Origin of the sequence: Pseudomonas sp. 14P_5.3_Bac1, from assembly GCF_025466135.1 — a bacterium.
GTDB lineage: Bacteria > Pseudomonadota > Gammaproteobacteria > Pseudomonadales > Pseudomonadaceae > Aquipseudomonas.
Map to the genome: position 1 here is coordinate 20,750 of NZ_JANLOF010000065.1, position 26,839 is coordinate 47,588.

The window sequence follows — 26,839 nt, forward strand, 5'->3', positions numbered from 1 at the left end:
TTCAAACACCGGAAACGAAAAAACCCGCTTTCGCGGGTTTGATCTGAATTTGGTGCCCAGGAGAAGACTCGAACTTCCACGACCTTGCGATCACCAGCACCTGAAGCTGGCGTGTCTACCAATTTCACCACCTGGGCTTATCAACAACGCTTGCGCCGTTGATGGAGCGAACTATACGGAGGGCTTTTTGATCTGTAAACCCCTGATTCAAAAATATAAATCAAGATTCTCGTTAAAAATCAAAGGCCTGAAACGCAAAAACCCGCTTTCGCGGGTTTTTGGAGACTCGAGGCAGAACCTTGAGTTTGAAATTGGTGCCCAGGAGAAGACTCGAACTTCCACGACCTTGCGATCACCAGCACCTGAAGCTGGCGTGTCTACCAATTTCACCACCTGGGCAGCATCAACAACGTTGCCGTCGTCGATGGCGCGCACTATACGGAGGCGATTTTGCGCTGTAAAGCCCTGCTATGAAAAAATCCTGGAAAATTTCGTCAGTGGTCGTGCAAGGTGCGTTCCGAGGGCGACAAAGGCCTATAAAACGCTTGTTGATGCCTGAAATTTCCCGTTTCAATACGCGTATGCCAAACTAACCCGCATATAGACAAGGTGAAAACTCTCTAATGGCCGATTGGCAGTCCCTCGATCCCGAGGCCGCTCGTGAAGCGGAAAAATATGAAAACCCTATTCCTAGCCGCGAACTGATCCTGGCGCATCTCGCCGATCGTGGTTCGCCTGCTAGCCGCGAGCAGTTGGTTGAAGAATTCGGTCTGACCACCGAAGACCAGCTCGAAGCCCTGCGCCGCCGTTTGCGTGCCATGGAGCGCGATGCCCAACTGATCTACACCCGCCGAGGCACTTACGCGCCTGTGGACAAGCTCGACCTGATCCTTGGCCGCATCGCCGGCCACCGTGACGGCTTCGGCTTCCTGATCCCGGACGACGGCAGTGACGACCTGTTCATGAGCCCGGCGCAAATGCGCTTGGTGTTCGACGGCGACCGTGCCCTGGCGCGCGTTTCCGGCCTCGACCGTCGTGGTCGCCGTGAAGGCGTGATCGTCGAAGTGGTGTCGCGTGCCCACGAGTCCATCGTCGGCCGTTACTTTGAAGAAGGCGGCATTGGCTTTGTCGTGCCGGATAACCCGAAGGTCCAGCAGGAAGTGCTGATCACCCCGGGCCGCAATGGCGCTGCCAAGGTCGGCCAGTTCGTCGAGGTGAAAATCACCCACTGGCCAACTGCGCGCTTCCAGCCGCAGGGCGACATCGTTGAAGTGGTCGGCAACTACATGGCGCCGGGCATGGAAATCGACGTTGCGCTGCGCACCTACGATATCCCTCACGTCTGGCCTGAGGCTGTGCTCAAAGAAGCCGCCAAGCTCAAGCCGGAAGTGGAAGAAAAAGACAAAGAAAAACGCATCGACCTGCGCCATCTGCCGTTCGTCACCATTGACGGCGAAGATGCCCGCGACTTCGACGATGCGGTTTACTGCGAAGCCAAGCCTGGCAAGCTGCGCCTGTTCTCCGGTGGCTGGAAGTTGTTCGTCGCGATTGCCGACGTGTCCAGCTATGTGAAAATCGGTTCGGCCCTGGATAACGAAGCCCAGGTGCGCGGCAACTCCGTGTACTTCCCGGAGCGCGTGATCCCGATGCTGCCTGAGCAGCTGTCCAACGGCCTGTGCTCGCTGAACCCGAAAGTCGACCGTTTGGCCATGGTGTGCGAGATGACTATCTCGAAAACCGGCGAAATGACGGACTACCAGTTCTACGAGGCGGTGATTCACTCCCAGGCGCGCCTGACCTACAACAAGGTCAGCACCATTCTGGAACAGCCGAAAACCAGCGAAGCCAAGGCCCTGCGCGGTGAGTACGGCCATGTCGTGCCGCACCTCAAGCAGCTGTATTCGCTGTACAAGGTATTGCTCGGCGCTCGTCATGTGCGTGGCGCGATCGACTTTGAAACCCAGGAAACCCGGATTGTCTTCGGCTCCGAGCGCAAGATCGCCGCGATCACGCCGACCACGCGTAACGATGCTCACAAGCTGATCGAGGAATGCATGCTGGCCGCCAACGTGGCCACTGCCGAATTCCTGAAAAAGCACGAGATTCCTGCGCTGTACCGCGTGCACGACGGCCCGCCGCCGGAGCGTCTGGAGAAGCTGCGCGCGTTCCTCGGTGAGCTTGGCCTGTCCCTGCACAAAGGCAAGGACGGCCCGACGCCGAAGGACTACCAGGCACTGCTGGCAAGCATCAAGGACCGTCCGGATTACCACGTGATCCAGACCGTGATGCTGCGCTCTCTGAGCCAGGCGGTGTACAGCGCGGATAACCAGGGCCACTTCGGCCTGAATTACGAGGCGTACACCCACTTCACCTCGCCGATTCGCCGTTACCCGGACCTGCTCACGCACCGCGCGATCCGCAGCGTGATCCATTCCAAGCAGAACACCCCGCACGTCAAGCGCGCCGGTGCCATGACCATTCCGAAGGCGCGGATCTATCCGTACGACGAAGCAGCCCTGGAGCAGTTGGGCGAGCAGTGCTCCATGAGCGAGCGCCGTGCCGACGAAGCCACCCGCGACGTAGTGAACTGGCTCAAGTGCGAGTTCATGAAGGACCGTGTGGGCGAATCGTTCCCGGGTGTGATCACCGCCGTGACCGGCTTTGGCCTGTTCGTCGAGCTGACCGACATCTACGTCGAAGGTCTGGTGCACGTTACCGCGTTGCCGGGCGACTACTACCACTTCGACCCTGTGCATCACCGCCTGGCGGGCGAGCGCACCGGTCGCAGCTTCCGTTTGGGCGACACGGTGGAAGTGCAGGTCATGCGCGTCGACCTCGACGAGCGCAAGATCGACTTCGGCATGCCAGATAAACCAGCCGAGCCGACTGGCCGTAAAAAACGTGGCGCCGAGACGACTGCGCCGGCAAGCAAAGGCAAAGGCGCGCCTGCGAAAGCCGCGGTGGCCGAGCCTGCGTCAGCCAAACCTGCTCGTCGTTCGTCTGTCAAGGACAAGGCCCCCGAAGCCTACCGCCCAAGCGATGCTGCGGCGAAAAACGCCGAGCTGCGCAAGAGCCGCGAGTTGAAGCAGCAGTTGCTCAACGAAGCCAAAAGCGGTGGTAAAGCGGCGTCTGGGGGAAAGTCCCGCGAGGCGGAAAAACCGTCGAGCAAGCCGAGCAAACATCGTAAAGGCCCGCCAAAAGCGGGTTCGGCCCCCGCGAAAAGCGGCGGGTCGCGCAAACCTAAGGCCAAGTCATGAGTCTGGAAAAAATCTACGGCGTGCACGCCGTAGAAGCACTGCTGCGTCATCACCCTAAGCGCGTCAAACAGGTGTGGTTGGCCGAAGGTCGCAGCGAGCCGCGCGTGCAAGCGTTGGTCGAGCTGGCGACCCAGAATAAAGTTGCCATCGGCCAGGCCGAGCGTCGTGAAATGGACGTGTGGGTAGAAGGCGTTCACCAGGGCGTGGTGGCGGACGTCAGTCCGAGCCAGGTTTGGGGCGAGGCAATGCTCGACGAGCTGCTCGACCGTACCGAAGGTGCGCCGCTGCTGCTGGTACTGGACGGCGTGACCGACCCGCACAACCTCGGCGCCTGCCTGCGCTCGGCGGATGCTGCCGGCGCGCTGGCAGTGATCGTGCCCAAAGACAAGTCGGCCACCCTGACACCGGTTGTGCGTAAAGTGGCCTGCGGCGCGGCGGAAGTGATTCCGCTGGTGGCCGTGACCAACCTGGCGCGCACCCTGGAGAAACTCCAGCAGCGTGGCCTGTGGGTCGTGGGCACGGCGGGCGAGGCTGAGGTCAGCATTTACGACCAGGACCTTACCGGCCCGACCATCCTGATCATGGGTGCCGAAGGCAAAGGCATGCGTCGCCTTACCCGTGAGCATTGCGACTACCTGGTGCACTTGCCGATGGCCGGTAGCGTCAGCAGCCTCAACGTTTCAGTCGCAACGGGCGTCTGCCTGTTCGAAGCCCAGCGCCAGCGCGGCGCGAAGGCCAAAGCCAAGAAATAAGGCTTAAGAGCGACGCAAGACCCTGTGGGAGCCGGGCTTGCCCGCGATGGCGGTGTGTCAGTCAGCAGAGAGGTTGACTGTGCCATTGTCATCGCAGGCAAGCCAGCGCCCACTTTTGTTTTGGTGTATTGGAGATTGTTCAAATAATCACCAATCACCTTGCGCCGTTTCTCCCCCTTCTCTACAATTGCGCCCCTTGCCTTCCTGGCAGGCATTTATGTGCCTCCCTGCGGCAAGATCCATAAGTGTCATTCACTCCTTGTCTGACCGTTTTTGAGCGGCAGGCTACAACCCGTAAGGAGCATTCATGCGTCATTACGAAATCATCTTTTTGGTCCACCCGGATCAAAGCGAGCAAGTCGGCGGCATGGTTGAGCGTTACACCAAGCTGATCGAAGAAGACGGCGGCAAAATCCACCGTCTGGAAGATTGGGGCCGTCGTCAACTGGCCTACGCAATCAACAATGTTCACAAGGCTCACTACGTGATGCTGAACGTTGAGTGCACTGGCAAGGCCCTGGCCGAGCTGGAAGACAACTTCCGCTACAACGATGCAGTGATCCGTAACCTGGTCATCCGTCGCGAAGAAGCCGTTACCGGCCAATCCGAGATGCTCAAGGCTGAAGAAAACCGCAGTGAGCGCCGTGAGCGTCGCGACCGTCCTGAGCACGAAGGCGCCGAAAGCGCTGATAGTGATGACAGCGACAACAGCGATAACGCTGACGAGTAATCCACGGACCTTTTAAGGAGCCTATCAAATGGCACGTTTCTTCCGTCGTCGTAAATTCTGCCGCTTCACCGCTGAAGACGTGAAAGAGATCGATTACAAAGATCTCAACACTCTGAAAGCTTACGTATCCGAGACCGGCAAAATCGTTCCAAGCCGCATCACCGGTACCAAAGCACGTTATCAGCGTCAGCTGGCCACCGCTATCAAGCGCGCCCGCTTCCTGGCCCTGCTGGCCTACACCGACAGCCACGGCCGCTGAGACCGGGCAGTCGACAAGTAGTAAGGGATTGAATGCATGCGCGCCTTAGCTGAGTTCATCATGCGCGGTCGCGTGCAGGCCACTCTGGTAGTGGCTGGATGTGCGGCATTGCCGTTGCTTTATTGGTTGGGTGCTGCCGCAGGTTGCCTTGTGCTGCTGCGGCGCGGTTTGAAGGACGCCCTTGGCGTTCTTGCCCTGGGTTTGTTGCCGGCCTTGATCTGGTGGCTGCAAATGGGTGATCCACGGGTACTTCTGGTACTGCTGGGGTCATCGAGCCTTGCGTTGGTTTTACGCGCAAGTGAGTCCTGGGTCCGCACGCTGCTGGTCAGCGTGGCATTGGGGTTGGTGTACTCAGTGATGCTTGGCGCGGCTTTCCGCCCGCAAATCGAGGCGCTGTCGCAGGAAATCGTCAAGATCCTGCCGTTGGCCCTCGGGGATCTCTACCAGCATTTGTCGGTAGATGAGCGAGCGCGGTTTGCGTCACTGATTGCTCCGGTCCTGACCGGCCTGATTGCGGCATTGTTGCAGGTCGTCAGCGTGCTGAGCCTGATTCTTGGGCGTTATTGGCAGGCGTTGTTGTACAACCCGGGTGGTTTTGGTCGCGAGTTTCGCAGTATCAGAATTCCCGCGGGGCCGGCGATGTTGCTGCTGGCGTGCATGGTTGTCGGACCGAACTTCGGTCCACAGATGGCCTTGCTGGCGCCGATTTGCAGCGTACCGCTGGTGTTTGCCGGACTGGCCCTGATTCATGGGCTGGTTGCGCGAAAGCGCCTGGCCAAGTTTTGGCTGGTGGGGTTGTACGTGACGCTGCTGCTGTTCATGCAGCTGATCTATCCGTTACTCGTGGTTTTGGCCATTGTCGACGGCCTGATTGATTTTCGCGGTCGTCTGGCGTCGAAAGACGCTGATAACGCGAACGGTGAAGGTTAAAAGTTAGAGGATTTTCACATGCAACTGATCCTTCTGGAAAAAGTCGCCAACCTGGGCAACCTGGGCGACAAAGTGAACGTTAAGGCCGGCTACGGTCGTAACTACCTGCTGCCATACGGCAAAGCCACCGCTGCAACCGCTGCCAACCTGGCTGCGTTTGAAGAGCGTCGTGCTGAGCTGGAAAAAGCAGCAGCAGACAAAAAAGCTTCGGCCGAAACTCGCGCTGCCCAACTGGCTGAGCTGGAAGTGACTATCACTGCCACCGCCGGTGACGAAGGCAAGCTGTTCGGTTCGATCGGCACCCACGACATCGCTGATGCACTGACCGCCTCCGGCGTTGAAGTGCAGAAGAGCGAAGTTCGTCTGCCGAACGGCACCATCCGCAACGTAGGCGAATTCGACGTAGCCGTGCACCTGCACGCCGAAGTTGAAGCCACCGTACGCGTTGTCGTGGTAGCAGCTTAAAGCAAGCTAACTGACTGGCACCCCGTGTGCCAGGCGGTTAACATCGGGCACGATCCTGTTTACAGGTCGTGCCTTTTGTTTTTCTACAATCCCCTAATTCCAAGTGGCCATGAACGATATTTCAGCTCCTGAGCAATACGATCTGCAAACCGCTGCCCTGAAGGTGCCGCCGCATTCCATCGAGGCCGAACAGGCCGTGCTCGGTGGCTTGATGCTGGACAACAACGCCTGGGAACGCGTGCTGGATCAAGTCTCGGACGGTGATTTCTATCGCCATGACCACCGGCTGATCTTCCGCGCCATCGCCAAGCTGGCCGACCAGAACTCACCGATCGACGTGGTGACCCTGGCCGAGCAGCTGGACAAGGAAGGCCAGACCTCCCAAGTCGGCGGCCTGGGTTATCTGGGCGAACTGGCGAAAAACACGCCGTCCGTCGCCAACATCAAGGCGTATGCCCAGATCGTTCGCGAGCGCGCCACGCTGCGCCAGTTGATCGGCATCAGCACCGAAATCGCCGACAGCGCCTTCAACCCCGAAGGCCGCACCGCCGCCGAGATCCTCGACGAAGCCGAACGCCAGATCTTCCAGATCGCCGAGGCGCGGCCTAAAACCGGCGGCCCGGTCAGCGTCAACGACCTGCTGACCAAGGCCATCGACCGGATCGACACGCTGTTCAACACCGACAACGCCATCACCGGTATCTCCACCGGCTACACCGACCTCGACGAGAAGACCAGCGGCCTGCAGCCGTCCGACTTGATCATCGTCGCCGGCCGTCCATCCATGGGTAAAACCACCTTTGCGATGAACCTGGTGGAAAACGCCGTGTTGCGCAGCGACAAGACCGTGCTGGTGTACTCCCTCGAGATGCCAGGCGAATCGCTGATCATGCGTATGCTTTCCTCGCTCGGTCGGATCGACCAGACCAAAGTCCGTGCCGGTCGCCTGGAAGACGATGATTGGCCGCGCCTGACCTCGGCGGTCAACCTGCTCAATGACCGCAAGCTGTTCATCGATGACACTGCGGGCATCAGCCCCTCGGAGATGCGTGCGCGTACTCGCCGCCTGGTGCGTGAACACGGTGACATCGCCCTGATCATGATCGACTACCTGCAGCTGATGCAGATTCCGGGTTCCAGTGGCGACAACCGGACCAACGAGATTTCCGAAATTTCCCGGTCCCTCAAAGCCCTGGCCAAGGAATTCAACTGCCCGGTGGTGGCGCTGTCGCAGCTCAACCGTTCCCTGGAACAACGTCCCAACAAGCGCCCGGTGAACTCCGACTTGCGCGAATCCGGAGCGATCGAGCAGGATGCTGACGTGATCATGTTTGTGTATCGGGACGAGGTGTACCACCCCGAGACCGAGCACAAAGGCATTGCCGAGATCATCATCGGCAAGCAGCGGAACGGGCCGATCGGCTTTATCCGCCTGGCATTCATCGGTAAGTACACGCGCTTCGAGAACCTCGCGCCGGGCAGTTACAACTTCGACGACGACGAATAATTCTCCAGCGCCTGTAGAGGCCTCATCGCGGGCAAGCCCGCTCTCACACTTGAACGGTGAACACCTTCAAAAGGGGGAGCGGGCTTGCCCGCGATAGCGTCACCACAATTCCGACCATTACCGTCGGAATTGGTCAAATTTTGTGCTATATTCCGCGCCCGCGATTTTTCATCTCAACACCGGTCACCGTCATGCAAACAGCCAAGCCGTTATTTGACTATCCCAAGTACTGGGCCGAATGTTTCGGTCCTGCGCCATTCCTGCCGATGAGCAGGGAGGAGATGGATCAGCTTGGCTGGGATTCCTGCGACATCATCATCGTTACCGGTGATGCGTACGTGGATCACCCGTCGTTCGGCATGGCAATCATCGGCCGGCTGCTGGAGTCCCAGGGCTTTCGCGTCGGGATCATTGCCCAGCCGAACTGGCAGTCCAAAGACGACTTCATGAAGCTCGGCGAGCCGAACCTGTTCTTCGGCGTCGCGGCCGGCAACATGGACTCGATGATCAACCGCTACACCGCCGACAAGAAAATCCGTTCCGACGACGCCTACACCCCAGGCGGCATGGCCGGCAAACGCCCGGACCGCGCGAGCCTGGTGTACAGCCAGCGCTGTAAGGAAGCCTACAAGAACGTGCCGATCGTGCTCGGCGGCATCGAAGCCTCGCTGCGCCGCATCGCCCACTACGACTACTGGCAGGACCGTGTGCGTAACTCGATCCTGATCGACGCCACCGCCGATATCCTGCTGTACGGCAACGCCGAGCGGGCCATCGTCGAAGTCGCCCAGCGCCTATCGTGGGGCCACAAGATCGAAGACATCACCGACGTGCGCGGCACCGCGTTCATTCGCCGTGATACGCCGGCGGGCTGGTACGAAGTGGACTCCACGCGTATCGACCGTCCGGGCAAGATCGACAAGATCATCAACCCGTACGTGAACACCCAGGACACCCAGGCCTGCGCCATCGAGCAAGAGAAAGGCCCGGTGGATGACCCGGAAGAAGCCAAAGTCGTACAGATCCTGGCCAGCCCGAAGATGACCCGCGACAAGACCGTCATCCGCCTGCCATCGGTGGAAAAAGTCCGCGGCGACGCGGTGCTCTATGCGCACGCCAACCGCGTGTTGCACCTGGAAACCAACCCAGGCAACGCCCGCGCCCTGGTGCAGAAGCACGGTGAAGTGGACGTGTGGTTCAACCCGCCGCCCATTCCGATGACCACCGAAGAAATGGACTACGTGTTTGGCATGCCTTACGCACGTGTTCCGCACCCTGTGTACGGCAAGGAAAAGATCCCGGCCTACGACATGATCCGCTTCTCGGTGAACATCATGCGTGGCTGCTTCGGCGGCTGCACCTTCTGCTCGATCACCGAGCACGAAGGCCGCATCATCCAGAACCGTTCCGAAGAGTCGATCATTCGCGAGATCGAAGAGATCCGCGACAAAGTGCCAGGCTTCACCGGGGTGATTTCCGACCTCGGCGGCCCGACCGCGAACATGTACCGCATCGCCTGCAAGAGCCCGGAAATCGAATCCGCGTGCCGCAAGCCGTCGTGCGTGTTCCCAGGCATCTGCCCGAACCTGAACACCGATCACTCGTCGTTGATCCAGCTGTACCGCAGCGCCCGTGCGTTGCCGGGTGTGAAGAAGATTCTGATTGCTTCCGGCCTGCGCTACGACCTCGCGGTCGAGTCGCCGGAATACGTCAAAGAGCTGGTGACCCACCACGTCGGTGGTTACCTGAAGATCGCCCCGGAACACACCGAGGAAGGTCCGCTCAACCAGATGATGAAGCCGGGCATTGGCAGCTATGACAAGTTCAAGCGCATGTTCGAGAAGTACACCAAGGAAGCGGGCAAGGAGCAGTACCTGATTCCTTACTTCATCGCCGCCCACCCGGGCACCACCGATGAAGATATGATGAACCTGGCGCTGTGGCTCAAGGGCAACGGCTTCCGCGCCGACCAGGTGCAGGCGTTCTACCCGTCGCCAATGGCCACCGCCACCGCGATGTACCACTCGGGCAAGAACCCGCTGCGCAAGGTCACCTACAAGAGCGACGCGGTGACCATCGTCAAGAGCGAGGAGCAGCGCCGTCTGCACAAGGCCTTCTTGCGCTACCACGACCCGAAAGGCTGGCCGATGCTGCGTGAAGCGCTGACCCGCATGGGCCGCGCCGACCTGATCGGGCCGGGCAAAGACCAGTTGATTCCACTGCACCAGCCGGCCACCGACAGCTACCAGAGCGCGCGTCGCAAGAACTCGACGCCGGCCGGCAGCCACAAGGTCGCCAAGGAAACCACCACCAGGATCCTCACCCAGCACACCGGCTTGCCACCGCGTGGCAGCGACGGCAGCAACCCGTGGGACAAGCGCGAACAAGCCAAGGCTGCGGCCATGGCGCGCAACAAGCAGGCGGCCAAGGAACGCGCCGACGCGGCCAAGGGCAAGGGCGGCAAGCCTGCGCGCAAGCCGGTCGTGCCGCGTTGATCGCAGCCTGAATACGCAAAACGCCAGCCTCGTGCTGGCGTTTTGCTTTCTAGTCGGTGGGTAGTCTGTTTGTTAAGGTGGCGCGCATTGAATCGCCTTCGCGAGCAAGCCTGCTCCCACATTTGAACGCGTTCTCCATTTGGAATGCGGTCAAATGTGGGAGCAGGCTTGCCCGCGAAAGCGCCAGTTCAGTCACCGCCTATATCAAGGAAGATCACCCCATGAGCAACCCCTTGCTCAACATCGGCATGGACTCCAGCCGCTCCCAGTTCATGGCGCGCCAGCGCATCGAAAGCCAGATCAACCTGCCGCGGCTGTTTGCGGCCATCGATGCAGACCCCGGCATCGTCGGAGCGGGCGTCGTGTACATCGACGCCGACTTCAATGTCGTGACGCTGCGCGAATTCAAGCCCATCTGCAGCATCAAGCCCAAGCGCATCATTTTGCGTGAGGCGCAGAAGTACATCGCCCCCGCGCAGTTTGCCGATCAGGTGACCAACAATCCGCGTGAGTCTCGGCTTGTGGGGGAGGCCGTCAATACGACGTTGTCTTGTGCCGGCGCAATTCTGGGTTGGATTGTGGTGTTCAGCGGCACTGTCGCCGTACCGTTCACAGGTGGCGCTAGCCTGGTGGTGGCGGGCCTGGGCGCCACTGCGGCGGCGGCCAGTACCGCGCAGTGCGTGGTGGGAGGCATGAGAACGTTCAACGAACTCAACGACCCGACCGCCAACGACGATATGGACAACGAGGAATGGTATCGCTATGCAATGCCGGTCTTGGACGCGGCCTCGCTGTTGGGCGCCGGCGCCTCTACCCTGACGACTGTTCGACTGCTGCAGGCTCGAAAAGCAACGACCGGTAGAAGCTGGTACGAGTTGTCCAAGGGTTTGACCCGCCAGCAACGTAAGGCACTCACCAAAGAGTTGCTAAGCCTGAAAGACCCAAGCCTGAGCAATAAGCTGCTGAAGTTGCGCCAGCGCTCCGGTGAGTTGGTGAAGCGCTATTCGGCGACCGAGATCAATCACGCTACCGTTACGCAGATCAGGGATTCCCTCGGTGCCGCCATTGGTTTCACCGGGAGTGCCTTGTCCGGCAACATTCGAACCATTGCAGTGGGGTTGTACGAGGAGCTTGAGTGATGGTGCGCCAAGTCTCGTTAAAAGCTTTTTTGGCTGAGTATTTCCCTGCGTTTATTTGTGCATTTTTCCTTGCCTGTTTTTCCCTGTCCGCTGCCATTTCATTGGCATCCAGTACCTTTTTTCGCGGTGAACCAGAGCGAGCGCGTTACTCCTTTGTAGCGGCGGTTGTCCTGGGGCTGCTCTTGGCAGTCAGCCACTTTGTCATGATCAGGGGCAGAAGCTGGGGCGTTTGGGCCATCGTCGCCTTCTACGTGGTGTGTTTTTTGATCGTATTACCGACCTATGGCTATCGGCCCCATATGGCTGCCTATGCCATTGGGTTGCTGTTTCCAATGCTGGGACTGTTGTTGCTCAACAGTAAGCGTCATCGGGAAATGCGCCGTCAGCTACGAGAAATCCGCCACCTGCGCGAAGCCATGAGCGCAAAGCACAAGGCCCGCTGACTGGGCAGGTGCGCCACGCAGCCTCGCACGCTCGCCATCAATATGTGCAGCGCGTGCACCATTGGACTGACGACGGCGCCGTTTGGGACTCGACGCCGGCCTGCCGCCACGTGGCCGCGACGGCAGCAACCCGGTCGTGCCGCGTTGATCGCAGCCTGAATATGCAAAACGCCAGCCTCGTGCTGGCGTTTTGCTTTCTAGTCGGTGGGTAGTCTGTTTGTTAAGGTGGCGCGCATTGAATCGCCTTCGCGAGCAAGCCCGCTCCCACATTCGACCGCATTCTCCATTTGGAATGCGGTCGAATGTGGGAGCGGGCTTGCCCGCGAAAGCGCCAGTTCAGTCACCACCTATATCAAGGAAGATCACCCCCATGAGCAACCCCTTGCTCAACATCGGCATGGACTCCAACCGCTCCCAATTCATGGCGCGCCAGCGCATCGAAAGCGAACTCAACCTGCCGCGGATATTTGCTGCCATCGACGCCGACCCCAACATCGTTGGTGCAGGCGTGGTGTATATCGACGCCGACTTCAATGTCGTCACCCTGCGTGAGTTCAAACCCATCTGCAGCATTCAGCCCAAGCGCATCATTGTGCGTGAGGCGCAGAAATACGTCGCGCCAGCGCAGTTTGCTGACCAAGTGATGAATAACGCGCGCGAGTCGCGGTTGATCAGCGAAGCCTTCAACACCACCTTGTCCTGCGGCGGCGCGGTGCTGGGTTGGCTGGTGATGTTAAGCGGCACCATCGCGGTGCCGTTCAGCGGTGGCGCCAGCTCGGTCATCACCGTCATTGGCTACACCAGCGCAACCGCCAGTACGGCGTCCTGTTTGATGGGGGCCTTTCGCACCCGCAATGAGATCGTCAACCCTGGCATGAATGATTATCTGGATAACGAGGAGTGGTACCAGACCGCTACCAAGATCATGGATGGCGCCGCCTTGGTGGGCGTGGGCGCGTCTGCGCTGACCACGGTCAAATTGGTCAATGTGGCCCGTGCATCCACCGGCAAAACCCTGCGCCAAGTGCTCAAAGGCCTGAACGGTCAGGAGCGGGAAAAGCTGACAAAAGAGCTGCTGAAAATCGCCGACCCACAGATGTCGACCAAGATGCGCAAGCTGCTGCAATTGCGCGGCGATTTGCCCAAGCGCTTTACCCACACTCAGCTCAAGCACGCCACCATCGTCCAGCTCGGCGACGCTTTCAGTGCAGGGCTGAGCGTCTGGGGGCTGGTGCGCTCGGACAACCCCAAACAGCTCAAAACCTTGGCGATAGGGTTGTACGAGGAGCTTGAATAATGAATGGCGTCCCGTCATTGAAACCCTTTTTGCTAGAACATTTTCCCTCGTTCATCGGCGTGATTCTCGCCGGTTGCCTTGGCGGTTCCGGCGCAATTTCCCTGGCGGCCGCCACCTATTTTGCCGACGTGCCCATGGCCACCAATGCCACCGTGTCGTGGTTCGTGGTGATCTTCGCGGCCTTGTTCGTGGTCAACAGCAACTTCCTGGTCGTGCGCGGGCACGCCTGGGCGGTGCGGGGCATGGTCGGCTTTTTTGTGGTGTGCTTGCTGGTGGTGCTTCCGACGCTGCAGTTTCACCCTCACTGGTTTATCTACAGTGAAAGCCTGTTCTGGCCATTGCTCGGTTTGTTGCTGATCAACAGCAAGGGCTATCGGGCGATGGTCAGGAAATTGGTTGAGGTACGGCGCCTGCGCAACGCGTCCAAGGCTGCTTGACTGGGTAGATTCACCACCCCAACCGCGCACACACGCCACAAATATGTGCAGCACATGCACCAATGCACTGACGACGGCGCCGTTTTGGTGCTGTACTGCAGCGGGTCTTACGATAAAGCGCAATGACTGCCGCTCTGGCATAAGTCTTGCGCGCGTTGTGTCCATGCCCTGGCTCGCAGGAGGCCGCCGTGTCGATTCATGTCGCGTTGCACCACGTTACGCATTACCGCTACGACCGCGCTGTCGAACTCGGCCCACAGATCGTGCGTTTACGCCCGGCTGCCCATAGCCGCACGCGGATTTTGTCCTACGCACTCAAAGTGCTGCCCGAGCAGCACTTCATCAACTGGCAGCAGGACCCGCAGGGCAACTACCTGGCGCGCCTGGTGTTCCCGGAAAAGACTGACCAGCTGCGCATTGAGGTCGACCTGGTCGCCGAGATGGCGGTATTCAATCCGTTCGACTTTTTCCTTGAGCCCTACGCCGAAAAGATCCCTTTCAGCTACGCCGCCGATGAGCAGCGCGAGCTGGCGCCGTACCTGGAAACCCTGCCGCTGACGCCAAAGTTTGCCGCCTACTTGGCCGGCATCGACCGCACGCCCTTGCCGGCCGTGGACTTTCTGGTCGGCCTCAACCAACGCCTGGCGGCTGATATCGGCTACCTGATCCGCATGGAACCCGGTGTGCAAACCCCGGAGTTCACCCTGGAAAACGCTTCTGGCTCCTGCCGCGATTCGGCCTGGCTGTTGGTGCAGTTGCTGCGCAATCTGGGGTTGGCGGCGCGTTTTGTGTCGGGCTACCTGATCCAATTGACCGCCGACGTCAAAGCCCTCGACGGCCCGTCCGGCACCGACGTCGACTTCACCGACTTGCACGCCTGGTGCGAAGTGTATTTGCCCGGCGCCGGCTGGATCGGCCTGGATGCGACCTCCGGGCTGTTTGCCGGTGAAGGCCATATCCCGTTGGCCTGTAGTCCCGATCCATCGTCCGCCGCGCCGATCAGTGGGCTGGTGGAGCCTTGCGAGTGCGAATTTACCCACGAGATGTCGGTTGAACGCATCTGGGAAGCGCCTCGGGTTACCAAGCCCTACACCGAAGAGCAGTGGCTGGCGATCCAGGCACTGGGCCGGCAGATCGACGGCGACCTGCTCAAGGACGATGTACGCCTGACCATGGGCGGCGAGCCGACCTTCGTCTCGATCGACGACCCCGATGGCGCCGAGTGGAACACCGCTGCGCTGGGGCCGGACAAGCGTCGCCTGTCTGCCGAGTTGTTCCAGCGCATGCGCAAACACTACGCGCCCACGGGGCTGGTGCACTTCGGCCAGGGCAAGTGGTACCCCGGCGAGCAACTGCCGCGCTGGTCGCTCAATTGCTATTGGCGCCGCGACGGTGTGCCGATCTGGCACAACAGCGCGCTGATCGCCGATGAACAGGAAGATTACGGCGCCGACGGCGTGATGGCCGGGCGCTTCCTGGCCTGCGTCGCCGAACGCCTGAAGTTGCCGGCGCGCTTCGTGTTTCCAGCTTTCGAAGACAATTTCTACTACCTGTGGCGCGAAGGTGCGTTGCCACAAAACGTCACCGCCCAAGACCCACGGCTGAGCGACGACCTGGAGCGTGAACGCCTGCGCAAAGTGTTCAGCCAGGGCCTGGATAAGGTCATCGGCCAAGTGCTGCCGCTGGCGCGCACGGCCGCCAATGACCGCTGGCAGAGTGGGCGCTGGTACCTGCGCGACAACCACTGCCGCCTGGTGCCGGGCGATTCGCCGCTGGGTTATCGCCTGCCGTTGGCCTCGCAGCCTTGGGTGACCGCCGCGGAATACCCGTTCGTGCATCCGACCGACCCGAACCAGGATCAGCCGGCGCTGCCGACCACCGCGCAGTTGCAAAGCCACGGTGAACCCGCGACGAGCGATGAGCGCGTGCCGAAAGTCGACGAATCCGCCGACTGGCTGACCCGCACCGCCTTGTGCGCCGAAGCGCGGGAAGGGCGCCTCTACCTGTTCATGCCGCCGCTGGAGCGCGTCGAGGACTACCTGGAGCTGGTGGCCGCCATCGAAGCCATCGCCGAAGAACTGCACTGCCCGGTGTTGCTGGAAGGCTACGAGCCGCCGTTTGACACGCGCCTGAGCAACTTCCGGGTCACGCCGGACCCAGGTGTGATCGAGGTCAACGTGCAGCCGTCCGCAACGTGGGACGAGTTGGTCGAGCGCACCGAATTTCTCTACGAGGAGGCGCGGCAAACGCGCCTCACCACCGAAAAATTCATGATCGACGGCCGCCACACCGGCACCGGCGGTGGTAACCACTTTGTGCTCGGCGGCGCCACGCCCAAGGATTCGCCGTTCCTGCGGCGCCCGGACTTGCTGCGCAGTTTGATCAGTTACTGGCATAACCACCCGTCGCTGTCGTACCTGTTTTCCGGGCTGTTTATCGGCCCGACCTCCCAGGCACCACGGGTGGATGAGGCGCGTAACGACGCGCTGTACGAGCTGGAAATCGCCTTCGCACAAATGCCCGAGCCCGGCGAAGAATGCCCGCCGTGGCTGGTCGACCGCCTGCTGCGTAACTTGCTGATCGACGTGACCGGCAACACCCACCGCGCCGAATTCTGCATCGATAAGCTCTACTCGCCGGACGGCGCCACTGGCCGCCTGGGTTTGCTGGAACTGCGCGCGTTTGAAATGCCACCGCATGCGCGCATGAGCCTGACCCAGCAATTGCTGCTGCGCGCCTTGGTCGCGCGCTTCTGGCGTGAGCCGTATGCGCCGCCGAAACTGGCGCGCTGGGGCACCGAGCTGCATGACCGCTTCCTGTTGCCGCACTTCATCGAGCAGGATTTCGCCGACGTGATCGTCGAACTGAACGCCGCCGGTTACCCGCTGCGCGCCGAATGGTTTGCTGCGCACCTGGAATTCCGTTTCCCCAAGGTGGGCGACTACGCCGTCAGCGGCATCGAACTGGAGCTGCGCCAGGCTCTGGAGCCTTGGCACGTACTGGGCGAGGAGGGCGCGGTGGGCGGCACGGTGCGTTATGTGGATTCGTCGCTTGAGCGCTTGCAGGTGAAGCTGAGCGGGCTGCCACCACAACGCTATTTGCTGACGTGCAATGGCATTCCGGTGCCCCTGCAGCCGACCGGGCGTGTGGGTGAGTTTGTCGCCGGCGTGCGCTACCGCGCCTGGCAACCGGCCAACTGCCTGCAGCCGACCATCGCGGTGCACGCGCCGCTGGTGTTCGACCTGCTCGACACCTGGATGCAACGCTCGCTGGGCGGCTGCCAGTACCACGTCGCCCACCCGGGAGGGCGCAATTACGACAGCTTGCCGGTGAACGCCAATGAGGCAGAGAGCCGGCGCATGGCGCGGTTTTTCCGCTTGGGGCATAGCCCAGGCAAGTTGCCCGTGCCTCCTTTGGTTATCAATGATGAACTACCGATGACCTTGGATTTGCGGCGTTTCCCCAATAAAAATGACTGAATGCTGTTCAAATGTGAGAGCGGGCTTGCTCGCGAAAGCGGTGAATCAGTCGATATATGAGTTGATTGACCCGCCGTATTCGCGAGCAAGCCCGCTCCCACATTAGACTGTGGTGACTTTGACTTCCCTTGCCTCTGCCGAGCGTTCCATGTCCGACTTGCTCGACCGTTACCCGCTGACTGCGGGCACTTACCACGAACTGCTGGACGACAGCGGCGCGGTGCGTGCCCATTGGCAGCGCTTGCTTGATCACCTGCAACGCAGCGCGCCCGCGCAATTGGCCCAGCGCCAGGCGCTGCTGACCCGGCAGATCCAGGAAAACGGCGTGACCTACAACGTCTACGCCGACCCCAAGGGCGCCGATCGCCCGTGGGAGCTGGATTTACTCCCGCATGTGCTGGCCGCCGATGAGTGGCGGCACCTGTCGGCCGGTATCGCCCAGCGTGCGCGCCTGCTCAATGCCGTGTTGGCCGACCTGTATGGCCCGCAGCTTCTGATCAAAGAAGGCCTGCTGCCGGCTGAGCTGGTGTTCGGGCATAACAACTTCCTCTGGCCGTGCCAAGGCATCCAGCCGCCGGACGGTACGTTTCTGCACCTGTACGCCGTGGACCTGGCGCGCACCCCGGATGGCCGCTGGTGGGTCACCGCCGACCGTACCCAGGCGCCTTCGGGCGCCGGTTATGCGCTGGAAAACCGCACCATCGTGTCCCGCGCCTTTCCGGATTTGTACCGCGACCTGCAGGTTCAGCACCTCACCGGTTTCTTCCGCACGCTGCAAGAAACCCTGGCCCGCCAGGCTTCCTGCGACGACCAGTCGCCGCTGATCGTGTTGCTGACGCCGGGGCGTTTCAACGAGAGCTATTTCGAACACCTGTACCTGGCGCGACAGCTTGGCTACCCGTTGGTGGAAGGCGGCGACCTCACCGTGCGCGACAGCACCGTGTTCCTGAAAACCCTCAGCGGCCTGCGCCGGGTGCACGCGATCATGCGTCGCCTGGACGACGACTTCTGCGACCCGCTGGAACTGCGCACCGACTCTGCCCTGGGCGTGCCCGGCCTGCTGGATGCCGTGCGCCAAGGCAATGTGTTGGTGGCCAATGCCCTGGGCAGTGGCGTGCTGGAGTCGCCGGGCTTGCTCGGTTTTTTGCCGAAGATCAACCAGTTCCTGTTTGGTGAAGAATTGATCCTGCCGTCCATCGCCACTTGGTGGTGCGGTGAGGCGCCGGTGCTCGCTGAGGCCCTGGAGAAACTGCCCGAGCTGCTGATCAAACCGGCGTTTCCATCGCAAAGTTTCGCCCCGGTATTTGGCCGCGACTTGAGCGACGAACAACGCCAGGCGCTGGCCGAACGCATGCGTGCGCGGCCTTATGCGTATGTCGCCCAGGAGTTGGCGCAACTGTCCCAGGCGCCGGTGTGGCATACCGTGGATGACCATTTGCAACACCGCGCCATCGGCATGCGCGTGTACGCGGTGGCCAGCGACGAGGGCTACCGCGTGCTGCCCGGTGGCCTGACCCGTGTGGCGGCCGAGGCCGACGCCGATGTGGTATCGATGCAACGCGGCGGCGCGAGCAAAGACACGTGGGTGCTGGGCGAGCGTACGGCGGGTGGCGAACAGTGGCGCGCGCAGCGGCCAATTGGCGCCCACGATCTGGTGCGCCGCGACCCCTACCTGCCGTCACGCGTGGTGGAAAACCTGTTTTGGTTTGGCCGTTACTGCGAACGCTGTGATGACAGTGCGCGCTGGCTGCGGATTGTGCTGGCGCGGTATGTGGACGGTGACGACCCGCTGGCCTTGCAGGCGGCAGTCGAGCTGGGCGAGACCCTGCGCTTGCTGCCCGAAGAAGGGGAATTGCCCGAGCGGCTGCTTGCCGCCTTGCTTGGCGATGACTGGCCATCAAGCCTGCGCGCCAACTTGCAGCGTCTGCAGTGGGCGGCGTCCCAGGTGCGCGGCAAGCTGTCGCGGGAAAACTGGCAGGCCTTGGTCGAGCTGCAGCGCGAAGCCCTGGAGCTGGAAAGCGAGACCCCGGACTTCGGCGAACTGCTGGATTTCCTCAACCGCCTGGTGATGTCCCTGGCGGCGCTGTCCGGCTTTGCCCTGGATGACATGACCCGTGATGAAGGCTGGCGCTTCTTGATGATGGGCCGGCGCATTGAGCGTCTGCAGTTCTTGAGCAGCAGCCTGGCGGCGTTCCTGCGTGGCGTGGCGGTGTTTGATCAGGCCGGGCTTGAGTGGCTGCTGGAGTTGGGTAACAGCAGCATCACCTATCGCTCGCGCTACCTGGCGGTGCCGCAGTTGATCCCGGTACTTGACCTGTTGTTGCTGGATGAGCAGAACCCGCATGCGGTGCTGTTCCAGCTGAAACTGGTCAGCCGCACGTTACGTCGTCTCAACGATGACTTCGGTGTGCCTCGAGAAACCGGGCTGGCGCCGCTGGTGGAGCGCCTGGCACGTTTCGACCTCGGTTGCCTGGAGAACCCGCTGTTCGGCGAGTCGAGCGTGCGTGCCGCGTTGGGCGGCCTGGCTGACCTGCTGCAAGCGGTAGCCGATGAGAGTGGGCAAGTGTCGGATCGCCTGGCGTTGCGCCATTTTGCCCATGTGGATGATGTCAGCCAGCAGACGGTGTCGGTGTGATGAGTGCGCGCTACCAGATTTTTCACGATACCCACTACCACTACGACAGCCCGGTGTCGCTGGCGCAGCAGCTGGCGCACTTGTGGCCACGGCCGTGCGCGTGGCAGCGTTGCAGTTCGCAGCAACTGGAAATCAGCCCGGAGCCGACGGCGCGTCGCGATGAGCTGGACGTGTTCGGCAACCCGATCACTCGGCTGGCGTTCGAGAGGCCCCATGATGAGCTGCTGGTGAATGCGGGGCTGACCGTCGAAGTGCTGGCGCGGCCTGCGCTGGATTTTCAGCAGTCGCCGGCCTGGGATCAAACCCGCGACAGCCTGACTTACAGCAGCCAGCCGCTGTCAGCCGAATTGATCGAAGCCTGCCGCTATCGCTTCGAATCGCCCTACGTGCACCTGAAAAAAACCTTCGTCGAGTTTTCCGAAAGCTGCTTTCCGCCCGGCGAGCCGTTGCTGCTCGGCGTGCAGGCGTTGATGGAGAAGATTTTCAGCGAGTTCACCTTCGATGCCGAAGCCACCCAGGTCGCCACGCCGCTGGTGGAAGTGCTGGAACGCCGACGCGGCGTGTGCCAGGACTTCGCCCACTTGATGCTCGCCTGCCTGCGCTCGCGTGGCCTTGCAGCGCGGTACATCAGTGGCTATCTGCTGACGCAGCCACCGCCCGGCCAGCCACGGCTGATCGGCGCCGATGCGTCGCACGCGTGGGTTTCGGTGTATTGCCCGGTGTCGGGCTGGGTGGATTTTGATCCGACCAACAATGTGCAGCCGGCACTGGAGCACATCACCTTGGCCTGGGGCCGGGATTTCTCGGATGTGTCGCCGTTGCGGGGGGTGATTCTGGGAGGAGGGAACCATGACCCGGAGGTGCGGGTGACGGTGATGCCGCTGCAATAGCAGTGGATTGAGGCGAGCAGGGAAGGCCTGCTCACCTCAACAGAATTTATTCAGCCGGGTCTTTCGGTGTCTCGGTTTCGTCGGTTGCCACTTCACCTTCGGCATCCGGGTTCAGTGCACTTGCTTCTTCATCTGCAGCGGCTTTCTTGCGTTGCAGCTTTTCCTCTTTCTTCTGCTCCTTGGCCAAGTCTCTCTGACGTTTGGCGAAGGAGTAATTAGGTTTGGCCATGGGCGATCCTCTAGGGTCGAAGGTGAGGGTGGCGGCGCGCAGCTGCCTTGGGTCGCTATGGTAGCAGCTTAGCGGCGCGGTTGGCCTTCACTTACCGCAGGCATACGCGGCCAGCAGGCCGTTGAACAGTTGATTCAGATGCATGGCGCGGGCTCCAGGGGGGATGAGCCGATCATAGGCAGGTGGTCGAACTTTGGCTGGTAGATTGTGTTGATCAGTCTGATAGCCTAAAGTTGTATACAATCTGTTGATTCAGATCATAAGAATTCAGGCCTGCTTGAGGCACCCTTGTCGCAATACGCGTTTTTTAAACCCTGCCATGGAGATTCACATGTTTGCCAAAATCGTTGCTGTTTCCCTGCTGACACTGGCGAGCGGCCAGTTGCTTGCTGCAGAGTGCGCGGTCACTGTTGATTCCACCGACCAGATGTCCTTCAACACCAAAGAAATCACCATCGACAAGAGCTGCAAGACGTTCACCGTAAACCTGGAACACTCCGGCAGCTTGCCGAAGAACGTCATGGGCCATAACTGGGTGCTGAGCTCCGCCGCCGACATGCCCGGCATCGCCAGCGACGGCATGGCCGCCGGCATTGAAAAGAATTACCTCAAAGACGGCGACACGCGCATCATCGCCCACACCAAGATCATTGGTGCTGGCGAGAAAGACGCCGTGACCTTCGATGTGTCGAAACTGGCCGCTGGTACGGATTACGCGTTCTTCTGCTCGTTCCCAGGCCACATCTCGATGATGAAAGGCACTGTGACCGTCAAGTAAGCCGACCCTGGTCGAAAAAAAGCGCCTTGCGGGGCGCTTTTTTGTGGGCGTTGAATACCTTGTGGCGAGCGGGCTTGCCCCGCGTTGGGCTGCGCAGCGGCCCCAAAACCTGCAACTCAGTGTTACTGAATCACCGCGTTTGCCTTACTGGGGCTGCTGCGCAGCCCAACGCGGGGCAAGCCCGCTCGCCACAACAAGCCCGTTCGCCACAACAGGCCCGCTCGCCAAAAAAATACGTATCACGGCGCGAAGGGCATGACCCGCTTGTGCTCGGTTTTGCGATACGTGTCGCAAATGATCTTGAACGCTTCTTCACGCACTGGCTCGCCGTGCAGGAAGGCATCAATCTCGGCGTACGTCACGCCGTGGGATGCTTCGTCCGGCTTGCCTGGCGACAAGTCTTCGAGGTCGGCCGTCGGGACCTTCTCCACCAGCGATTCCGGCGCGCCAAAGTGTCGAGCAATCGCACGTACCTGGTTTTTCACCAGCCCGCTCAGCGGCGCCAAATCGCAGGCACCATCACCAAACTTGGTGAAAAAACCCATGACTGCTTCCGCCGCATGGTCGGTGCCGATCACCAGGCCACCGGCCGCGCCAGCGATGGTGTACTGCGCCACCATGCGCATGCGCGCCTTGGTGTTGCCCAGTACAAAATCACGCGACACCGCCGCCTTGCCTTCAAAGGCTGCCACTTCATTGGCCAGGGATTTGACCGCCGGGCCGATGTTCACGGTGTGGCGCTCGTCCGGTTCGATGAAGTCCACCGAAGCCTGGGCGTCGATTTCGTCGAACTGGGTTTCGTAAGGCAGGCGCACGGCGATGAAACGGTAGGCCTCGTCGCCGCTGCTGGCACGCAGTTCGTGCATCGCACGTTGGGCCAGCAGGCCTGCGGTCAGGGAGTCGACGCCACCGCTGATGCCCAGCACCAAGGTCTTGAGCCCGGAATTGCGCAGGCAATCCTGGATAAAGGTCACGCGGCGGGCAACTTCGGCCTCCAGGGCGGCCTGGTCCTTGAACGGGGCTTGGACCTTGAGCTGCTGCGCAATCTCACGCTGTACGGCTTGCATGATTCACTCCTTGCTGGAAAGGGCAGGTACTTTGAAAACGTGACGCAAATAGGCGACGAAATTCGGATCGGTGCAGTGGGTCTTGCCCGCTTCATCGGAGATTTTCGCGACGGGCTGGCCATTGCAGGCCGTCATTTTAAGCACGATGCTCATCGGCTCAACCCCTGGAATGTCACAGGTCAGGTTGGTGCCGATGCCGAAGCTGACATTAATGCGACCGCGCAACGCGCGGAAAATCTCCAGGGCCTTGGGCAGCGACAGGCTGTCAGAGAACACCAGCGTCTTGCTCATCGGCTCGATGCCGAGCTTGTGGTAATGGGCGATGGCCTTTTCTGCCCACTGCACCGGGTCACCGGAGTCGTGGCGCAAGCCGTCGAACAGCTTGGCAAAGTACAAGTCGAAGTCGCCGAGGAAGGCATCGGTGGTGATGCAATCGGTCAGCGCGATGCCCAGCAGGCCTCGGTATTCGCGGACCCAGCAGTCGAGCGCGGCGATCTGGCTGTCGATCAGGCGCGGGCCGAGTTGCTGGTGGGCCATGATCCATTCGTGGGCCATGGTGCCGAGCGGCTTCATGTCGAATTCGCGAGCCAGGTGCACGTTGCTGGTGCCGACGAAGCGGCCTGGGAAGTCGTGCTTGAGCACGCTGACCACTTCTTCCTGCACCCGGTACGAGAAGCGCCGGCGCGTGCCGAAGTCGGCCACCTGCAGCTCCGACAGCTCGTCGCTGCTGGCGTTGGCGGTCAACCAGTCGAATTTGCGGTACAGCTGCTCGCGGGCCTGTTCGAGGATCACGGTCTGGTAGCGGTAGCGGTTACGCACTTCGCTGACGATGGCCAGCATCGGCACTTCAAACAGGATCACATGCAGCCACGGCCCGCGCAGGCGAATGAATAGCTCGCCGTTTTCGATGCCGGTTTGTACATAGCGCAGGTTGAAGCGGAACAGCCCCAGGAAGCGCAAAAAGTCCGGCTTCATGAAGCTGATGCGCTCCAGAAAGCCCAATTGATCCGGGCTCAGGCTCAGCTCGGCGAGGCGCTCGATCTGGTAGCGGATTTCCGCCAGGTACGGGCGCAGGTCTTCGCTGTTGCGGCAACGGAACTCCCATTCAACTTCCACATTCGGGTAGTTGTGCAGCACCGCCTGCATCATGGTCAGCTTGTAGAAGTCGGTGTCGAGCAAGTTCTGCACGATGCGATCGGCAAACACACTCTCGCTCATAACGGGAATCTCCAGACGGGTCGACGATGGGCGCCGACCTTTACGCACTATTAAGGAATGGCGCTAGTGGCGCATAGACCCGTGGGGTTTTGCCAGTGATTTTTTCGGAATGGCCACTGGCCCTATCGCAGGCAAGCCAGCTCCCACACTTGAAACGCATTCCAAATGTTGGAGCTGGCTTGCCTGCGATGGCGGTGGTGCAGCCAAAAAAGCTCTAACCCTGTTCCATCATCCACTTCACAAAATCGCGCACCTTGGGCACCTCCGCCGAATGCTCCGGATACGCCAGGTAATACGCATCGTGGCTGGGCAACGCATGCTGCCAGGGAATCACCAGCTTGCCTTCCGCCAATTCTTCTTCCACCAGAAAGCGTGGCAGCAGCGCCACGCCACAGCCCACCTGCGCCGCACGAATACACATATAGAAGGTGTCGAAACGCGGGCCGTGGTAGCTGTGTTCGGTGTGGAAACCCTGGCTGGCGAACCAGTCATGCCAGCCTTGGGGCCGCGAGGCGTTCTGCAGCAGTACGAGGTCGCTGAGTTGCGTGGGGTCGGTGAACGGCTGCGCAGGGAGGCTTTCCGGCGCGCACACCGGCACCAGTTCTTCGCTGAACAATTTCAGGCTCTCGGTGCCGGGCCGTGAGCCCTGGCCGAAGTAGAAGGCCATGTCGGCCTTGCCTTGCAGCAGTTCGTCCGGCTCCTGCTCGTTGCACAGGTCCAAATGGATATGCGGATGGCGCAAACGCCAGCCCTTGAGGCGCGGCACCAGCCAGCGCGCGCCGAAGGTGTAGGGCGTGGACACCCGCAGCACTTCGGTCTCGCCGCCGTAGGAGCGCAGGTAATGGGTGGACATCTCCACCTGTGTGAGGATTTTTCGCACTTCCACCAAGTACAAATCGCCCGCCGGGGTCATCTGCAAGCGGCGGCGCACCCGGCGAAACAGCAGGTGTTGCAGCAACTCCTCCAACTGCGCGACCTGTTTGCTCACCGCGCTTTGCGTGAGGTTCAGTTCCTCGGCGGCGCGGGTGAAGCTCAGGTGGCGGGTGGCGGCTTCGAAACACTGCAGGGCGGTGATCGAGGGCAAATGTCTTTTGTTCAGCACGGCACGCCTCTTTTTATTCTTTGCATGAATAAACGGAATGATATCTCGCCTAATCGTCGTTTGTTGGCAAGTCTTGGGCCAGCTACAAATAAGGCCTGGATCGCCGTGTCTGTGGCGGCGCGAATTTTCTGTTTGAAATTGAAGGAGTGACCCATGGTTGCTGCATTGCTTGATCGTCTCGGGGTGAACCCGGCGCTGTACCAGTCGGGTAAACAACCCGTGCATTCGCCGATCGACGGCAGCCGTATTGGCAGTGTGCACTGGGAAGGCGCCGCCGAGGTGGAGCAACAGGTCAGTCGCGCCGAGCATGCATTCGAGGCTTGGCGCAAGGTGCCGGCACCGCGTCGTGGCGAGCTGGTGCGCCAGTTCGGCGACGTCTTGCGCGAATACAAGGCAGACCTGGGCGAGCTGGTGTCCTGGGAAGCCGGCAAGATCACCCAGGAAGGCCTGGGTGAAGTGCAGGAAATGATCGACATCTGTGACTTCGCCGTCGGCCTGTCCCGCCAGTTGTACGGCTTGACCATCGCCTCTGAGCGCCCGGGCCACCATATGCGTGAAACCTGGCACCCGCTGGGCGTGGTCGGCGTGATCAGCGCCTTCAACTTCCCGGTGGCCGTGTGGGCGTGGAACACCACGCTGGCGCTGGTGTGCGGCAACGCCGTGATCTGGAAACCGTCGGAAAAGACCCCGCTCACCGCGCTGGCGTGCCAGGCGCTGTTCGAGCGTGTGCTGAAGACATTCACCGATGCGCCCGAGTACCTGAGCCAAGTGATCATCGGTGGCCGCGACGCTGGCGCCGCGCTGGTCGATGACCCGCGCGTGGCACTGATCAGCGCCACCGGCAGCACCCGCATGGGCCGCGAAGTGGCGCCCAAGGTCGCCGCGCGTTTTGCCCGCAGCATTCTCGAACTGGGCGGCAACAACGCAATGATCCTCGGCCCAAGCGCCGACCTGGACATGGCCGTACGCGCCATCCTGTTCAGCGCCGTCGGCACCGCCGGCCAGCGTTGCACCAGCCTGCGCCGCCTGATCGCGCATGAATCGGTCAAAGAAGAAATCGTCACCCGCCTCAAGGCGGCCTATTCCAAGGTGCGCATCGGCCACCCGCTGGAAGGCAACCTGATCGGTCCGCTGATCGACAAACACGGCTTCGAAAACATGCAGGACGCCCTGGAGCAGGCCTTGAGCGAAGGCGGCAAGGTGTTCGGCGGCAAGCGACAGCTGGAAGATAAATTCCCGAATGCCTACTACGTGTCGCCCGCGATTGTGGAAATGCCTGAGCAAAGCGACGTGGTGTGCACCGAAACCTTCGCACCGATTCTGTATGTGATCGGCTACAGCGACTTTGCCGAAGCCCTGCGTTTGAACAACGCCGTGCCGCAAGGCCTGTCGTCGTGCATCTTCACTACCGATGTGCGTGAAGCCGAACAGTTCATGTCGGCGGTGGGCAGCGACTGCGGCATCGCCAACGTCAACATCGGCCCAAGCGGTGCGGAGATTGGTGGCGCGTTTGGCGGTGAGAAAGAGACTGGCGGCGGGCGCGAGTCGGGTTCGGATGCATGGCGCGGCTACATGCGTCGCCAGACCAATACCGTGAATTACTCGCTGGAGTTGCCTTTGGCGCAGGGCATTACCTTCGACTGAGTTTCAGGCCGCAGTGAGGTCAATGTGGGAGCTGGCTTGCCGGCGATAGCGGTGGTGACTGATACACCGCTTACGCACGCAACCCC

Annotated in this window: 21 protein-coding genes and 2 tRNA genes; 17 read left to right on the forward strand and 6 right to left on the reverse strand. The window is 60.9% G+C overall.

The annotated features are described in order from the left end of the window. Positions 1-50: 50 nt before the first annotated feature. Both NTD89_RS17165 and NTD89_RS17170 read right to left on the reverse strand, forming a co-directional pair. A tRNA-Leu gene (locus tag NTD89_RS17165) sits at positions 51-137 on the reverse strand. A 175-nt stretch (positions 138-312) separates the two neighbouring features. Continuing rightward, positions 313-399 (reverse strand) — tRNA-Leu (locus tag NTD89_RS17170). Between the two features lie 224 nt (positions 400-623). Between NTD89_RS17170 and rnr the strand changes: the two genes are divergently transcribed. From rnr to NTD89_RS17245, 15 genes are all read left to right on the forward strand, one after another. Beyond that, the gene (gene rnr / locus NTD89_RS17175) at positions 624-3,257 is read left to right on the forward strand and encodes a ribonuclease R (protein WP_262208763.1); all 2,634 of its coding nucleotides are present in this window, start codon (positions 624-626) and stop codon (positions 3,255-3,257) included. Further along, complete coding sequence (gene rlmB, locus NTD89_RS17180) at positions 3,254-4,009, forward strand: 23S rRNA (guanosine(2251)-2'-O)-methyltransferase RlmB (protein WP_010213600.1); 756 nt, start codon at positions 3,254-3,256, stop codon at positions 4,007-4,009. Before rnr ends, rlmB begins: the two co-directional genes overlap by 4 nt. Positions 4,010-4,316: 307 nt before the next feature. Continuing rightward, complete coding sequence (gene rpsF, locus NTD89_RS17185) at positions 4,317-4,739, forward strand: 30S ribosomal protein S6 (RefSeq protein ID WP_003217491.1); 423 nt, start codon at positions 4,317-4,319, stop codon at positions 4,737-4,739. 28 nt (positions 4,740-4,767) lie between these two features. Further along, positions 4,768-4,998 carry a 30S ribosomal protein S18 gene (rpsR, locus tag NTD89_RS17190; protein ID WP_002551829.1) on the forward strand — a complete coding sequence of 77 codons (231 nt, stop codon included), beginning with the start codon at positions 4,768-4,770 and terminating at the stop codon, positions 4,996-4,998. A 36-nt stretch (positions 4,999-5,034) separates the two neighbouring features. Further along, complete coding sequence (locus NTD89_RS17195; protein ID WP_242198975.1) at positions 5,035-5,928, forward strand: hypothetical protein; 894 nt, start codon at positions 5,035-5,037, stop codon at positions 5,926-5,928. A gap of 18 nt (positions 5,929-5,946) precedes the next feature. Beyond that, a complete protein-coding gene (gene rplI, locus NTD89_RS17200; protein WP_003171376.1) occupies positions 5,947-6,393 on the forward strand; it encodes a 50S ribosomal protein L9 in 447 nt (148 codons plus the stop codon). A 109-nt stretch (positions 6,394-6,502) separates the two neighbouring features. Next, positions 6,503-7,900, forward strand: coding sequence for a replicative DNA helicase (gene dnaB, locus NTD89_RS17205; RefSeq protein ID WP_017526410.1), 1,398 nt, complete (start codon positions 6,503-6,505; stop codon positions 7,898-7,900). Between the two features lie 191 nt (positions 7,901-8,091). Further along, complete coding sequence (locus NTD89_RS17210; RefSeq protein WP_197625740.1) at positions 8,092-10,395, forward strand: YgiQ family radical SAM protein; 2,304 nt, start codon at positions 8,092-8,094, stop codon at positions 10,393-10,395. A 221-nt stretch (positions 10,396-10,616) separates the two neighbouring features. Next, positions 10,617-11,534, forward strand: a complete 918-nt coding sequence (locus NTD89_RS17215) for an NAD synthetase (protein ID WP_145160177.1) — start codon at positions 10,617-10,619, stop codon at positions 11,532-11,534. Further along, on the forward strand, positions 11,534-11,977 hold the full coding sequence (locus NTD89_RS17220) for a hypothetical protein (protein ID WP_262208768.1): 444 nt from the start codon (positions 11,534-11,536) through the stop codon (positions 11,975-11,977). The genes NTD89_RS17215 and NTD89_RS17220 overlap by 1 nt, the downstream gene beginning before the upstream one ends. A gap of 370 nt (positions 11,978-12,347) precedes the next feature. Further along, positions 12,348-13,274 (forward strand): NAD synthetase, encoded by a 927-nt coding sequence (locus tag NTD89_RS17225; protein WP_262208769.1) that lies wholly within the window; start codon positions 12,348-12,350, stop codon positions 13,272-13,274. After that, a complete protein-coding gene (locus tag NTD89_RS17230) occupies positions 13,274-13,711 on the forward strand; it encodes a hypothetical protein (protein ID WP_262208771.1) in 438 nt (145 codons plus the stop codon). Before NTD89_RS17225 ends, NTD89_RS17230 begins: the two co-directional genes overlap by 1 nt. Positions 13,712-13,899: 188 nt before the next feature. Then, positions 13,900-17,190, forward strand: coding sequence for a DUF2126 domain-containing protein (locus NTD89_RS17235; protein ID WP_262208772.1), 3,291 nt, complete (start codon positions 13,900-13,902; stop codon positions 17,188-17,190). A gap of 148 nt (positions 17,191-17,338) precedes the next feature. After that, positions 17,339-19,825, forward strand: a complete 2,487-nt coding sequence (locus NTD89_RS17240; RefSeq protein WP_262208773.1) for a circularly permuted type 2 ATP-grasp protein — start codon at positions 17,339-17,341, stop codon at positions 19,823-19,825. Then, positions 19,825-20,715: a transglutaminase N-terminal domain-containing protein gene (locus NTD89_RS17245; RefSeq protein ID WP_145160189.1), complete on the forward strand. Its 891-nt coding sequence runs from the start codon at positions 19,825-19,827 to the stop codon at positions 20,713-20,715. Before NTD89_RS17240 ends, NTD89_RS17245 begins: the two co-directional genes overlap by 1 nt. A gap of 46 nt (positions 20,716-20,761) precedes the next feature. Here NTD89_RS17245 and NTD89_RS17250 read toward each other — a convergent pair whose 3' ends face one another. Further along, positions 20,762-20,944: a hypothetical protein gene (locus tag NTD89_RS17250; protein WP_106577640.1), complete on the reverse strand. Its 183-nt coding sequence runs from the start codon at positions 20,942-20,944 to the stop codon at positions 20,762-20,764. 331 nt (positions 20,945-21,275) lie between these two features. Between NTD89_RS17250 and azu the strand changes: the two genes are divergently transcribed. Beyond that, positions 21,276-21,722 carry an azurin gene (gene azu, locus NTD89_RS17255; RefSeq protein ID WP_119737895.1) on the forward strand — a complete coding sequence of 149 codons (447 nt, stop codon included), beginning with the start codon at positions 21,276-21,278 and terminating at the stop codon, positions 21,720-21,722. A gap of 239 nt (positions 21,723-21,961) precedes the next feature. Here azu and nadE read toward each other — a convergent pair whose 3' ends face one another. The 3 genes from nadE to NTD89_RS17270 form a co-directional block, all read right to left on the reverse strand. Beyond that, positions 21,962-22,789: an ammonia-dependent NAD(+) synthetase gene (gene nadE, locus NTD89_RS17260; protein ID WP_242198990.1), complete on the reverse strand. Its 828-nt coding sequence runs from the start codon at positions 22,787-22,789 to the stop codon at positions 21,962-21,964. A gap of 3 nt (positions 22,790-22,792) precedes the next feature. Further along, positions 22,793-24,007, reverse strand: coding sequence for a nicotinate phosphoribosyltransferase (gene pncB / locus NTD89_RS17265; protein WP_065900159.1), 1,215 nt, complete (start codon positions 24,005-24,007; stop codon positions 22,793-22,795). Between the two features lie 214 nt (positions 24,008-24,221). Continuing rightward, positions 24,222-25,109 (reverse strand): LysR family transcriptional regulator, encoded by an 888-nt coding sequence (locus NTD89_RS17270; RefSeq protein WP_262208775.1) that lies wholly within the window; start codon positions 25,107-25,109, stop codon positions 24,222-24,224. 153 nt (positions 25,110-25,262) lie between these two features. Between NTD89_RS17270 and NTD89_RS17275 the strand changes: the two genes are divergently transcribed. Beyond that, positions 25,263-26,753 carry an aldehyde dehydrogenase family protein gene (locus tag NTD89_RS17275; RefSeq protein ID WP_119737889.1) on the forward strand — a complete coding sequence of 497 codons (1,491 nt, stop codon included), beginning with the start codon at positions 25,263-25,265 and terminating at the stop codon, positions 26,751-26,753. Positions 26,754-26,839: the final 86 nt, after the last annotated feature.